This window comes from Streptococcus sp. oral taxon 071 str. 73H25AP (assembly GCF_000146755.1).
In the GTDB taxonomy this organism is placed as follows: domain Bacteria; phylum Bacillota; class Bacilli; order Lactobacillales; family Streptococcaceae; genus Streptococcus; species Streptococcus oralis_T.
This window is the reverse complement of sequence record NZ_GL397254.1, coordinates 1,024,616-1,037,744: the sequence shown is the minus strand read 5'-3', so window position 1 is coordinate 1,037,744 and position 13,129 is coordinate 1,024,616. Positions and strand designations below refer to the sequence as shown.

Genomic DNA, 13,129 nt, shown 5'->3' with positions numbered 1-13,129 from the left:
TATGAAGAATCGGAGTGAGAATATGAACTACAAACGAATCGTCTTTAAGGTGGGGACTTCGTCCTTGACAAATGAAGACGGGAGTTTATCAAGAAGTAAAGTAAAGGTAATTACCCAACAATTAGCTATGTTACATGAGGCTGGGCATGAGTTGATTTTGGTTTCATCTGGGGCAGTAGCGGCTGGATTTGGTGCTTTGGGTTTTAAAAAACGTCCGACCAAGATTGCAGATAAGCAGGCTTCAGCTGCAGTAGGACAAGGTTTGCTCCTAGAAGAATACACGACCAATCTCCTCATGCGCCGAATTGTCTCCGCGCAAATCTTGTTGACACAGGATGATTTTGTAGATAAACGTCGTTATAAGAACGCCCACCAGGCTTTGTCTGTATTGCTTCATCGTGGTGCCATTCCTATCATCAACGAGAATGACAGTGTCGTTATTGATGAGCTCAAGGTTGGGGACAATGATACTCTGAGTGCTCAGGTAGCGGCTATGGTGCAGGCAGACCTTTTGGTTCTCTTGACAGATGTAGATGGTCTCTATACTGGCAATCCCAACTCAGATCCAAGAGCCAAACGACTTGAGAAAATCGAGACCATCAATCGTGAGATTATTGATATGGCTGGTGGAGCAGGTTCATCTAATGGGACCGGTGGGATGTTGACTAAGATCAAGGCGGCTACGATCGCGACGGAGTCGGGTGTGCCAGTCTATATCTGCTCGTCCATGAAATCAGATGCCTTGATTGAGGCAGCGAACGAGACCAAGTACGGTTCCTTCTTTGTTGCGCAAGAGAAGGGTCTTCGTACCCAGAAACAATGGCTAGCCTTCTATGCTCAAAGTCAGGGAACGATTTGGGTAGATGGTGGAGCCGCAGAAGCACTTTCAAAAAACGGGAAAAGCCTCCTTTTATCAGGTGTGGTAGAAGTGGAAGGGAACTTCTCTTACCATGATATTGTCACAGTAGCAGATAAAGAAACAGGTCAATCTCTTGGAAAGGGACGTGTCCAATTTGGCGTTTCAGCCCTAGAAGATATGCTCCGTTCTCAAAAAGCTAAGGGAGTCTTGATTCACCGTGATGACTGGATTTCCATCACTCCTGAAATCCAGCTGCTCTTTACAGAATTTTAGAGGTGAACGATGGTAAGTACACAAGAACAATTTGAACAGGTACAGGCTGTTAAAAAATCAATTAACACTGCTAGTGAAACAGTGAAAAACCAAGCCTTGCTAGCCATGGCTGATCATTTATTGGCAGCTACTGAGGAGATTTTAGTGGCAAATGCCCTCGATATGGAAGTGGCCAAGGGGAAAATCTCAGATGTTATGCTAGACCGTCTTTATTTGGATGAAGGACGTATAGAAGCTATGGCAAGAGGGATTCGTGAAGTGGTTGCTTTACCAGATCCCATTGGTGAAGTCCTAGAGACAAGTCGTCTTGAAAATGGCTTGCTTATTACCAAGAAACGTGTGGCTATGGGTGTTATCGGTATTATCTATGAAAGTCGTCCAAATGTGACGTCTGATGCGGCTGCCTTGGCTCTCAAGAGTGGTAATGCAGTCGTTCTTCGTAGTGGTAAAGATGCCTATCAAACTGCCCGTGCTATTGTCACAGCCTTGAAGAAGGGCTTGGAGACGACTAGCATTCATCCTGATGTGATTCAACTAGTGGAAGATACCAGCCGTGAAAGTAGCTATGCCATGATGAAGGCCAAGGGCTATCTAGACCTTCTCATTCCTCGTGGAGGAGCTGGCTTGATCAATGCGGTGGTTGAAAATGCTATCGTACCTGTTATAGAGACAGGAACTGGGATTGTCCATGTCTATGTGGATAAGGAAGCAGATGAGGATAAGGCTTTAGTTATCATAAACAATGCTAAAACCAGTCGTCCTTCTGTCTGCAATGCTATGGAGGTTTTGCTGGTTCATGAAGACAAGGCAGCGGATTTCCTTCCTCGCTTGGAGCAAGTTCTGGTTACAAGTCGGAAAGAAGATGGGCTGGAACCGATTCAATTCCGCTTGGATGAGAAAGCAAGTCAGTTTGTTTCAGGTCGAGCAGCTGAGGCCCAAGACTTTGACACCGAGTTTTTAGACTATGTCCTAGCTGTTAAGGTTGTGAGCAGTTTAGAAGAAGCGGTTGCGCATATTGAAGCTCACAGTACCCATCATTCGGATGCCATTGTGACAGAAAATGCTGAATCTGCAGCCTACTTTACAAATCAAGTGGACTCAGCAGCAGTTTATGTCAATGCTTCAACACGTTTCACTGATGGAGGCCAGTTTGGTCTTGGATGTGAAATGGGGATTTCTACTCAGAAACTGCATGCGCGTGGTCCAATGGGCTTGAAGGAATTAACTAGCTACAAGTATGTGGTTACTGGTGACGGACAGATAAGGGAGTAAGAGATGAAGATTGGATTTATCGGCTTAGGGAATATGGGTGCTAGCTTGGCTAAGGCTGTTCTGCAGGCCAAGACGGGTGCTCAGATTCTCCTTGCCAATCGCAGTCAAGCGAAAGTAGATGCTTTCATTGCCAACTTCGGTGGTCAGGCTTCTAGTAATGAAGAAATTTTTGCAGAAGTAGATGTGATTTTTCTAGGAGTAAAGCCTGCTCAGTTCTCAGACTTACTTTCTCAATATCAGACCATCCTTGAAAAGAGAGAGAGTCTTCTTTTGATTTCCATGGCAGCTGGATTGACCTTGGAAAAACTGGCTAGACTTCTGCCAAGTCACCACCGAATCATTCGCATCATGCCTAATACACCAGTTGCTATCGGACAAGGAGTGATTAGTTACGCCATGTCAGAAAACTGTCGTGCTGAGGACGGTGAACTCTTTTGTCAATTATTGGCTAAGGCCGGTCTCTTAGTTGAGCTGGGAGATGGCTTAATCGATGCTGCGACAGGTCTTGCAGGCTGTGGACCAGCTTTTGTCTACCTCTTTATCGAGGCTTTGGCAGACGCGGGTGTACAGATAGGATTGCCACGAGAAATGGCTTTGAAAATGGCAGCCCAAACATTAGTCGGAGCTGGACAAATGGTCCTCGAAAGTCAACAACATCCTGGAGTATTGAAAGACCAAGTTTGCAGCCCAGGAGGTTCGACTATCGCTGGTGTAGCAAGTCTGGAAGAACATGCATTTAGAGGCACAGTCATGGACGCAGTTCATCAAGCCTATAAACGAACACAAGAACTAGGTAAATAAGAGGTTGGATGACTCCCAGCCTCTTTTATGGTCAATTGAATGGAGAAGACACAAAAAGATTGTCACAAAAATCTATTTTTTTGATAGAATAGAAGGTAGAAAAAAAGAAATGAGTTAGACATGTCAAAAGGATTTTTAGTCTCTCTTGAGGGACCAGAGGGAGCAGGAAAGACCAGTGTTTTAGAGGCTCTACTCCCAATTTTAGAGGAAAAAGGAGTAGAAGTGTTGACGACCCGTGAACCAGGTGGAGTCTTGATTGGGGAGAAGATTCGTCAAGTGATTTTGGATCCAAGTCATACTCAGATGGATCCTAAAACAGAGCTTCTTCTCTATATCGCCAGTCGCAGACAACACTTGGTGGAAAAAGTTCTCCCAGCCCTTGAAGCCGGCAAGTTGGTCATTATGGACCGCTTCATCGATAGTTCCGTTGCTTATCAAGGATTTGGTCGTGGCTTGGATATTGACGCCATTGATTGGCTCAATCACTTTGCAACAGATGGCCTTAAACCCGATTTGACACTTTATTTTGACATTGAGGTGGAAGAGGGGCTGGCTCGCATTGCTGCCAATAGTGATCGCGAGGTCAATCGTTTGGACTTGGAAGGTTTGGACTTGCACAAAAAAGTTCGTCAAGGTTACCTTTCTCTTCTGGACAAAGAAGGAAATCGCATTGTTAAGATTGATGCGAGTCTTCCCTTGGAGGAGGTTGTGGAAGCTACCAAGGCGGTCTTGTTTGACAGAATGGGCTTGGCTAAATGAAACAAGATCAACTAAAGGCTTGGCAACCAGACCAGTTTGACCGCTTTGTCCGTATCCTAGAACAAGACCAGCTCAATCACGCCTATCTCTTTTCAGGTTTCTTTGGAAGCTTGGAAATGGCGCAGTTTTTGGCTAAGAGCCTCTTTTGTACGGATAAAGTAGGCGTTCTACCATGCGAGAAATGCCGAAACTGCAAGCTGATTGAGCAGGAAGAATTTCCCGATGTTACTTTGATTAAGCCAGTCAATCAGGTCATCAAGACAGAACGCATTCGAGAATTGGTGGGTCAGTTTTCCCAAGCAGGGATTGAAAGCCAGCAACAGGTCTTTATTATCGAGCAGGCGGAAAAAATGCATCCCAACGCAGCCAACTCTCTGCTCAAGGTCATCGAAGAACCTCAGAGTGAAGTTTACATTTTCTTCTTAACTAGTGATGAGGAAAAAATCTTGCCGACAATCCGTAGTCGGACCCAAATTTTCCACTTTAAAAAGCAAGAAGAAAAGCTCATCCATCAATTAGAACAAGCAGGTCTAGTCAAGAAAAAAGCAACTCTCTTAGCCCAGTTTAGTCAATCGAGAGCTGAAGCTGAAAAGTTGGTAAATCAAGCAAGTTTTTGGACCTTGGTTGATGAGAGCGAACGCCTGCTGACTTGGTTAGTAGCCAAGAAAAAAGAGAGTTATTTGCAGGTAGCTAAATTAGCCAGCTTAGCAGATGACAAGGAAAAGCAGGATCAGGTTTTGCGAATCCTCGAAGTTCTCTGTGGGCAGGATCTCTTGCAAGCAAGGATTCGACAGATTTTACAAGATTTGCTAGAAGCTAGAAAAATGTGGCAAGCCAATGTCAGCTTTCAAAATGCCATGGAATATCTGGTCTTGAAAGAAATATAAACTCAATGAAGAATAAAGAAAGGAAAGGGCTGGTTTATGGATAAGAAAGAATTATTTGATGCGCTGGACGATTTTTCCCAACAGTTATTGGTGACCTTGGCCGATGTTGAGGCCATTAAGAAAAATCTCAAGAGCCTAGTAGAGGAAAATACAGCTCTTCGTTTGGAAAATAGTAAGTTACGCGAACGCTTAGGTGAGGTGGAAGCAGATGCTCCCGTCAAGGCCAAGCATGTTCGTGAAAGCGTCCGTCGGATCTATAAGGATGGGTTTCACGTTTGTAATGATTTTTACGGCCAACGCCGGGAGCAGGACGAGGAATGTATGTTCTGTGACGAGTTGTTGTATAGGGAGTAGGCATGCAGATTCAAAAAAGTTTTAAGGGGCAGTCTCCCTATGGCAAACTTTACCTAGTCGCAACGCCAATTGGCAATCTGGATGACATGACCTTTCGTGCTATCCAGACCTTGAAAGAGGTGGACTGGATTGCTGCTGAGGACACGCGCAATACAGGTCTTTTGCTCAAGCATTTTGATATTTCCACTAAGCAGATCAGTTTTCACGAGCACAATGCCAAGGAAAAAATTCCTGACTTGATTAGTTTCCTGAAGGCGGGGCAAAGTATTGCCCAGGTTTCTGATGCGGGGTTGCCTAGCATCTCGGATCCTGGTCACGATTTAGTCAAGGCAGCCATCGAGGAAGAGATTGCAGTTGTAACAGTTCCGGGTGCCTCTGCAGGGATTTCGGCCTTAATTGCCAGTGGCCTAGCACCACAACCACATATTTTTTATGGTTTCTTACCGAGAAAATCAGGTCAGCAAAAGCAGTTTTTCGACTTGAAAAAAGATTATCCAGAAACTCAGATTTTCTATGAATCGCCCCACCGTGTAGCGGATACGTTAGAAAATATGCTAGAAGTCTACGGCGACCGCTCGGTGGTCTTGGTGAGAGAATTGACTAAAATCTATGAAGAATACCAACGAGGTACCATTTCTGAGTTATTAGAAAACATAGCTGAAACGCCACTCAAGGGTGAATGCCTTCTCATCGTTGAAGGCGTCAGTCAGGATGTGGAAGAAAAGGACGAGGAGGACTTGTTCTTAGAAATCCAAGCTCGTATCCAGCAAGGTATGAAGAAAAATCAAGCCATAAAGGAAGTTGCGAAACTCTACCAGTGGAATAAAAGCCAACTCTACGCTGCCTACCACGACTGGGAAGAAAATCAAGAAAATGACTAAACAGGGAAGTTTGCCTTCTTCCCTTTTTTTGTTATACTAGTAAAAGAAAAAATTAGAAAGATTTGTGGGAGTGAAAAAGTTCGGGGAACTTTTTCAGCCTGAGCCAAGAAATTCGAAATCTCGTAAGTTCAGTTGGCTTTTCAATGTGAATCTTGTCTTCACACTCCCAAAGAGGTATTAGTGTCGTGTCTCAATCTTATATCAATGTTATCGGAGCAGGTTTGGCAGGGTCTGAAGCTGCTTACCAAATCGCAGAACGTGGTATTCCAGTTAAACTCTATGAAATGCGTGGTGTCAAGTCAACACCTCAGCACAAAACAGACAATTTTGCGGAGTTGGTTTGTTCCAATTCTCTTCGTGGCGATGCTCTGACAAATGCAGTGGGTCTCCTCAAGGAAGAAATGCGTCGCTTGGGTTCTGTTATCTTGAAATCTGCTGAGGCTACACGTGTTCCTGCAGGTGGTGCGCTTGCGGTGGACCGTGAGGGTTTCTCTCAAATGGTAACCGAAAAAGTAGCCAACCATCCCTTGATTGAGGTGGTGCGTGATGAAATTACAGAATTGCCGACAGATGTTATTACGGTTGTCGCTACTGGTCCTTTGACCAGCGATGCTCTGGCTGAAAAGATTCATGCCCTTAATGACGGTGATGGCTTCTATTTCTATGATGCGGCAGCGCCTATTATTGATGTCAATACTATTGATATGAGCAAGGTCTATCTCAAGTCCCGTTATGATAAGGGAGAAGCAGCCTATCTCAATGCTCCTATGACCAAGCAAGAGTTTATGGATTTCCATGAAGCCTTGGTTCATGCGGAGGAAGCTCCGCTCAATTCTTTTGAAAAAGAAAAGTACTTTGAAGGTTGTATGCCGATCGAAGTCATGGCCAAGCGTGGCATTAAAACCATGCTTTATGGTCCTATGAAGCCAGTCGGTCTTGAGTATCCAGACAACTACACAGGCCCTCGTGATGGTGAATTTAAAACACCGTACGCTGTTGTCCAACTTCGTCAGGACAATGCGGCTGGTAGCCTCTACAATATTGTCGGTTTCCAGACCCATCTCAAATGGGGAGAACAAAAGCGTGTTTTTCAAATGATTCCGGGTCTTGAAAATGCTGAGTTTGTCCGTTATGGGGTCATGCACCGCAATTCTTACATGGATTCACCGAACTTGCTAGAACAAACCTATCGTTCTAAGAAACAGCCCAACCTCTTCTTTGCTGGTCAAATGACAGGTGTGGAAGGCTATGTTGAGTCAGCAGCTTCAGGCTTAGTTGCGGGTATTAACGCGGCTCGACTCTTCAAGGGTGAAAGTGAAGCTATCTTCCCAGAGACCACAGCGATTGGAAGTCTGGCGCATTACATCACCCATGCGGACAGTAAACATTTCCAACCCATGAATGTCAACTTTGGCATTATCAAGGAGTTGGAAGGCGAGCGTATCCGTGATAAGAAGGCTCGTTATGAAAAAATTGCAGAGCGTGCCCTTACCGACTTAGAGGAATTTTTAACGGTCTAATTTTTTTCAAAGAATTGCTCATGATACTATAAAAATCTTAGAAATTGTGATAAAATAGGTAGGATAAAAAAAGGAGAGTAAAAATGGCGAACCCCAAGTATAATCGTATTTTAATCAAGTTATCAGGTGAAGCCCTTGCCGGTGAACGTGGCGTAGGGATTGATATCCAGACAGTTCAAACAATCGCAAAAGAGATTCAAGAAGTTCATAGCTTAGGTATCGAAATTGCCCTTGTTATTGGTGGAGGAAATCTCTGGCGTGGAGAACCTGCTGCAGAAGCAGGAATGGACCGTGTTCAGGCAGATTACACTGGAATGCTTGGGACCGTTATGAATGCTCTTGTGATGGCAGATTCATTGCAACAAGTTGGTGTCGATACGCGAGTGCAAACTGCCATTGCTATGCAACAAGTGGCAGAACCTTACGTACGTGGACGTGCCCTTCGTCATCTTGAAAAAGGCCGTATCGTTATCTTTGGTGCCGGGATTGGTTCACCGTACTTCTCAACAGATACAACAGCAGCCCTTCGTGCAGCTGAAATTGAAGCAGATGCCATCCTTATGGCTAAAAATGGCGTAGACGGTGTTTACAATGCTGATCCTAAGAAAGACAAGACTGCCGTTAAGTTTGAAGAATTGACCCACCGTGACGTTATCAACAAAGGTCTTCGTATCATGGACTCAACAGCTTCAACCCTCTCTATGGATAATGACATTGACTTGGTGGTCTTCAACATGAACCAACCAGGCAACATCAAACGTGTCGTATTTGGTGAAAATATCGGAACAACAGTTTCAAACAATATCGAAGAAAAGGAATAAGAAAATTATGGCTAACGCAATTGTAGAAAAAGCTAAAGAGAGAATGACCCAGTCTCACCAATCACTTGCTCGTGAATTTGGTGGTATCCGTGCCGGTCGTGCCAACGCAAGCTTGCTAGACCGTATCCACGTAGAATACTATGGAGTCGAAACTCCTCTTAACCAAATCGCTTCAATTACTATTCCAGAAGCGCGTGTCTTGTTGGTAACACCATTTGACAAGTCTTCGTTGAAAGACATCGAACGTGCCTTGAACGCTTCTGATCTTGGTATTACACCAGCTAATGACGGATCTGTGATCCGCTTGGTTATCCCTGCCCTTACAGAAGAAACTCGTCGTGACCTTGCCAAAGAAGTGAAGAAGGTCGGTGAAAATGCTAAAGTGGCTATCCGTAACATCCGTCGCGACGCTATGGACGAAGCTAAAAAGCAAGAAAAAGCAAAAGAAATCACTGAAGACGAATTGAAGACTCTTGAAAAAGATATTCAAAAAGTAACAGACGATGCTGTGAAACACATCGACGACATGACTGCCAATAAAGAAAAAGAACTTTTGGAAGTCTAAAAATAAACAGAAAAACTCAGTTGGCATTGCTGGCTGAGTTTTATTCGAAAGAAGGAACTATGAATACAAATCTTGCAAGTTTTATCGTTGGACTTATCATTGATGAAAATGACCGTTTTTACTTTGTGCAAAAGGATGGTCAAACCTATGCACTTGCCAAGGAAGAAGGTCAACATACAGTAGGGGATACGGTCAAAGGTTTTGTCTACACGGATATGAAGCAAAAACTCCGCCTGACAACCATAGAAGTGACTGCCACTCAGGACCAATTTGGTTGGGGAACCGTAACGGAAGTTCGTAAGGACTTGGGTGTTTTTGTTGATACCGGTCTACCTGATAAAGAAATCGTTGTGTCACTCGATATCCTCCCTGAGCTCAAGGAACTCTGGCCTAAGAAAGGTGATAAACTTTACATCCGTCTTGAAGTGGACAAGAAAGACCGAATATGGGGACTCTTGGCTTATCAAGAAGACTTCCAACGTCTGGCTCGTCCTGCCTACAACAACATGCAGAACCAAAACTGGCCAGCCATTGTTTATCGTCTCAAGCTGTCAGGAACCTTTGTCTATCTGCCAGAGAATAACATGCTTGGTTTTATCCATCCTAGTGAGCGCTATTCAGAGCCACGTTTGGGACAAGTATTAGATGCGCGTGTCATTGGTTTCCGCGAGGTTGACCGCACTCTGAACCTATCCCTCAAACCACGTTCCTTTGAAATGTTGGAAAATGATGCTCAGATGATTTTGACATACTTGGAAAGCAATGGCGGTTTCATGACCCTGAATGACAAGTCAGCGCCAGATGATATCAAGGCAACCTTTGGTATCTCTAAAGGTCAGTTCAAGAAAGCACTCGGAGGCTTGATGAAAGCTGGCAAAATCAAGCAGGACCAGTTTGGGACAGAGTTGATTTAGGGAGGCTTATGAGAAAATCATTTTACACTTGGCTCATGACCGAGCGCAATCCGAAAAGTAATAGCCCAAAAGCCATCTTGGCAGATCTCGCTTTTGAAGAGTCGGCTTTTCCAAAACACACAGATAATTTTGATGAGGTGAGTCGCTTCTTGGAGGAGCATGCCAGTTTCTCTTTCAACCTAGGAGACTTTGACGCCATCTGGCAAGAATACTTAGAACACTAGAGACAATGAGATGAGGCTAGTATTTTATTGTTCTCTTTGCTATAATAAAAAGAAATAAACGGATTAGAGAGGTTCTTTATTTGAAGGAACATTCAATAGACATTCAACTGAGTCATCCAGATGACCTGTTTCATCTTTTTGGTTCCAATGAGCGCCATCTTCGTTTGATGGAAGAAGAGCTCGATGTGGTGATTCATGCTCGTACGGAGATTGTCCAGGTTTTGGGCGAAGAGACTGCCTGTGAGGAAGCCCGTCAGGTTATCCAGGCATTGATGGTTTTGGTGAATCGTGGAATGACAGTTGGCACACCAGATGTGGTGACTGCGATTAGCATGGTCAAAAACGATGAAATCGACAAGTTTGTCGCCCTTTACGAAGAAGAAATTATCAAGGACAATACTGGGAAACCGATTCGTGTCAAAACCTTAGGTCAAAAACTTTATGTGGACAGTGTCAAACAGCATGATGTGACCTTTGGAATCGGACCTGCAGGGACAGGGAAGACCTTTCTTGCAGTGACCTTGGCAGTGACTGCTCTTAAACGTGGGCAAGTCAAGCGGATTATCCTTACTCGTCCAGCAGTGGAAGCAGGTGAGAGTCTAGGATTTCTTCCGGGTGATCTCAAGGAGAAGGTGGATCCTTATCTTCGACCTGTTTACGATGCTTTGTACCAGATTCTCGGGAAAGACCAGACGACTCGTCTCATGGAGCGTGAAATTATCGAAATCGCGCCCCTTGCCTACATGCGTGGGCGGACCTTGGATGATGCCTTCGTCATTCTCGATGAGGCACAGAATACGACCATCATGCAGATGAAGATGTTCTTGACTCGTTTAGGATTTAATTCTAAGATGATTGTCAATGGAGATATCAGCCAGATTGACCTTCCGCGTAACGTCAAGTCCGGTTTGATTGATGCTCAAGAAAAGCTTAAGAATATTCACCAAATCGACTTTGTTCATTTTTCAGCCAAGGATGTGGTTCGTCATCCAGTTGTCGCTCAGATTATTCGAGCTTATGAACCAGCTCCAGTTAAGGTTGAAGAAAAGAACCAAGAAACAGAATAGCAAAAAAAGAGCAGTTCAAATGGAACTGCTCTTTTTTAATGAGTGTATAGCTTTAAACAAGTTCGTCGATAGACGTATAATCTTTATCGAGGCCTTGAGCAACTGGGAGGCTAGTTAAGTAACCTTTATAAGTGGTCACACCTTGACGCAAGCCCTCATCTTCAGAGATTGCATGTGCAAAACCTTTGTCAGCCAATGCTTCGATATAAGGAAGAGTGACATTGGTTAGGGCGATGGTTGAAGTACGAGCAACCGCACCAGGGATATTGGCAACGGCATAGTGGAGAACACCGTGTTTTTCATAGACTGGTTCATCGTGCGTTGTCACACGGTCAGCTGTCTCGATAACGCCACCTTGGTCAACGGCAACGTCAACAATGACAGAGCCTGGACGCATTTGTTTGACCATCTCATCTGTAACCAATTTTGGTGCTTTGGCACCAGGGATGAGAACCGCACCAATCACCACATCAGCATCTCTCACACTTGCTTCAATATTGAAAGAATTGGACATAAGAGTTTGGATTTGGTTTCCAAAGACTTCTTCTAGAACTGAGAGACGCTTAGCGCTGATATCTAAAATAGTTACTTGAGCACCAAGACCAAGGGCGATGCGGGCAGCATGTGTACCGACGACACCACCACCGATGATGGTTACTTTTCCTTTTGGAACACCTGGTACACCACCAAGTAGAACACCAGAGCCACCAGCTTGCTTAGTAAGGAAGTGAGCTCCGATTTGAACAGCCATACGACCTGCAACCTCACTCATAGGAACGAGGAGTGGTAGTTGTCCTTGATTGTCACGAACAGTTTCATAGGCAATTCCTGTTGTTTTGGCTGCTAACATAGCACCTGCTAATTCTGGAGCAGCGGCCATGTGCAAGTAGGTGAAGAGGAGAAGATCGTCGCGCAAATAACCATATTCAGAAGCTAGTGGTTCTTTTACTTTCACGACCAACTCGGCAGCCCAGGCTTCAGCAGCAGTTGCGACAATCTCAGCTCCTTGCTTTTGATAGTCTGCATCAGTAAATCCTGATCCGAGACCAGCATTTGTTTCGATGAGAACACGATGTCCACGACTGACTAAACTGTGGACGCCAGCAGGAGTGAGGGCAACACGGTTTTCATTATTTTTAATTTCTTTTGGGATTCCGATTAACATAGAGATAACCTACCTTTCAATTGACGGGATTGTTTTAGTTGTCACATTCCAGTTCATAAATCAAAAATGTGATGGTTTTATTGTATATGAAACCGCTTCAAAAATCAAGGAAAACTTGTCATCCAAATTTATTTATGCTAGACTAGTGAGAATCAAGCTCTAATGGAGGGAAAAGTATGGAATCAATATTTGTGAAATTTGCCCAGTATCCATCTATAGAAACGGAGCGTTTGTTGCTCCGACCTGTAACTTTGGACGATGCAGAAGATATGTTTGAGTATGCCTCAGACAGAGAAAATACACGCTACACTTTTCCAACAAATCAAAGCTTAGAAGAAACCAAGAACAACATCGCTCAGTTCTACTTGGCTAATCCCTTGGGACGGTGGGGAATCGAACTAAAAAGCACTGGCCAGTTTATCGGAACCATTGATTTGCACAAGATTGATCCTGTTCTTAAGAAGGCAGCTATTGGTTATATTATCAACCAAAAGTATTGGAATCAAGGATTGACGACAGAAGCCAATCGTGCCGTGATTGAACTGGCTTTTGAGAAGATTGGAATGAACAAGTTGACCGCTCTTCACGATAAAGACAATCCCGCATCAGGAAAGGTCATGGAGAAATCAGGTATGAGTTTTTCCCACGAAGAACCCTATGCCAGAATGGATAATAAAGAACCAGGTCGAATTATCACAAGGGTTCATTATGTCTTGACTAAGGAAGACTATTTTGCAAATAAATAAGCAGTTGAAAAGATTTTTCAG

Annotated in this window: 15 protein-coding genes; 14 read left to right on the top strand and 1 reads right to left on the bottom strand. The window is 44.2% G+C overall.

The genetic code is table 11. From position 1 onward, the window contains the following. The first annotated feature begins 22 nt into the window (after nt 1-22). The 13 genes from proB (at nt 23) to HMPREF9189_RS07255 (ending at nt 11,197) form a co-directional block, all read left to right on the top strand. Entirely contained in the window at nt 23-1,132 is a 1,110-nt protein-coding gene (gene proB, locus HMPREF9189_RS07315) for a glutamate 5-kinase (RefSeq protein WP_001108135.1), read from the top strand. 9 nt (nt 1,133-1,141) lie between these two features. Beyond that, on the top strand, nt 1,142-2,404 hold the full coding sequence (locus HMPREF9189_RS07310; protein ID WP_000255286.1) for a glutamate-5-semialdehyde dehydrogenase: 1,263 nt from the start codon (nt 1,142-1,144) through the stop codon (nt 2,402-2,404). A gap of 3 nt (nt 2,405-2,407) precedes the next feature. After that, nucleotides 2,408-3,205 carry a pyrroline-5-carboxylate reductase gene (proC, locus tag HMPREF9189_RS07305; RefSeq protein ID WP_000689674.1) on the top strand — a complete coding sequence of 266 codons (798 nt, stop codon included), beginning with the start codon at nt 2,408-2,410 and terminating at the stop codon, nt 3,203-3,205. Nucleotides 3,206-3,325: 120 nt separating this feature from the next. Continuing rightward, a complete protein-coding gene (gene tmk / locus HMPREF9189_RS07300) occupies nt 3,326-3,964 on the top strand; it encodes a dTMP kinase (protein ID WP_000033375.1) in 639 nt (212 codons plus the stop codon). Then, nucleotides 3,961-4,851, top strand: coding sequence for a DNA polymerase III subunit delta' (locus tag HMPREF9189_RS07295; protein ID WP_000806724.1), 891 nt, complete (start codon nt 3,961-3,963; stop codon nt 4,849-4,851). The genes tmk and HMPREF9189_RS07295 overlap by 4 nt, the downstream gene beginning before the upstream one ends. A gap of 36 nt (nt 4,852-4,887) precedes the next feature. After that, nucleotides 4,888-5,205, top strand: coding sequence for a DNA replication initiation control protein YabA (gene yabA / locus HMPREF9189_RS07290; RefSeq protein WP_000358227.1), 318 nt, complete (start codon nt 4,888-4,890; stop codon nt 5,203-5,205). A 2-nt stretch (nt 5,206-5,207) separates the two neighbouring features. Further along, nucleotides 5,208-6,086, top strand: coding sequence for a 16S rRNA (cytidine(1402)-2'-O)-methyltransferase (gene rsmI / locus HMPREF9189_RS07285; protein ID WP_001166892.1), 879 nt, complete (start codon nt 5,208-5,210; stop codon nt 6,084-6,086). Nucleotides 6,087-6,271: 185 nt separating this feature from the next. Beyond that, nucleotides 6,272-7,606, top strand: coding sequence for a methylenetetrahydrofolate--tRNA-(uracil(54)-C(5))-methyltransferase (FADH(2)-oxidizing) TrmFO (trmFO, locus tag HMPREF9189_RS07280; protein ID WP_000083742.1), 1,335 nt, complete (start codon nt 6,272-6,274; stop codon nt 7,604-7,606). A gap of 83 nt (nt 7,607-7,689) precedes the next feature. Continuing rightward, nucleotides 7,690-8,427 (top strand): UMP kinase, encoded by a 738-nt coding sequence (gene pyrH / locus HMPREF9189_RS07275; protein ID WP_000013003.1) that lies wholly within the window; start codon nt 7,690-7,692, stop codon nt 8,425-8,427. A gap of 7 nt (nt 8,428-8,434) precedes the next feature. Then, the gene (gene frr, locus HMPREF9189_RS07270; protein ID WP_001262234.1) at nt 8,435-8,992 is read left to right on the top strand and encodes a ribosome recycling factor; all 558 of its coding nucleotides are present in this window, start codon (nt 8,435-8,437) and stop codon (nt 8,990-8,992) included. A gap of 59 nt (nt 8,993-9,051) precedes the next feature. Next, complete coding sequence (gene cvfB / locus HMPREF9189_RS07265) at nt 9,052-9,906, top strand: RNA-binding virulence regulatory protein CvfB (protein WP_001095467.1); 855 nt, start codon at nt 9,052-9,054, stop codon at nt 9,904-9,906. Between the two features lie 8 nt (nt 9,907-9,914). Beyond that, a complete protein-coding gene (locus HMPREF9189_RS07260; protein ID WP_001232088.1) occupies nt 9,915-10,130 on the top strand; it encodes a YozE family protein in 216 nt (71 codons plus the stop codon). Between the two features lie 80 nt (nt 10,131-10,210). Further along, a complete protein-coding gene (locus tag HMPREF9189_RS07255) occupies nt 10,211-11,197 on the top strand; it encodes a PhoH family protein (protein ID WP_000658201.1) in 987 nt (328 codons plus the stop codon). Nucleotides 11,198-11,249: 52 nt separating this feature from the next. On the opposite strand, the gene ald is transcribed toward HMPREF9189_RS07255, so the two are convergent. Then, on the bottom strand, nt 11,250-12,362 hold the full coding sequence (gene ald / locus HMPREF9189_RS07250; protein ID WP_000904701.1) for an alanine dehydrogenase: 1,113 nt from the start codon (nt 12,360-12,362) through the stop codon (nt 11,250-11,252). Nucleotides 12,363-12,538: 176 nt separating this feature from the next. Between ald and HMPREF9189_RS07245 the strand changes: the two genes are divergently transcribed. Next, nucleotides 12,539-13,108, top strand: coding sequence for a GNAT family N-acetyltransferase (locus HMPREF9189_RS07245; RefSeq protein WP_000443759.1), 570 nt, complete (start codon nt 12,539-12,541; stop codon nt 13,106-13,108). Nucleotides 13,109-13,129 lie beyond the last annotated feature (21 nt).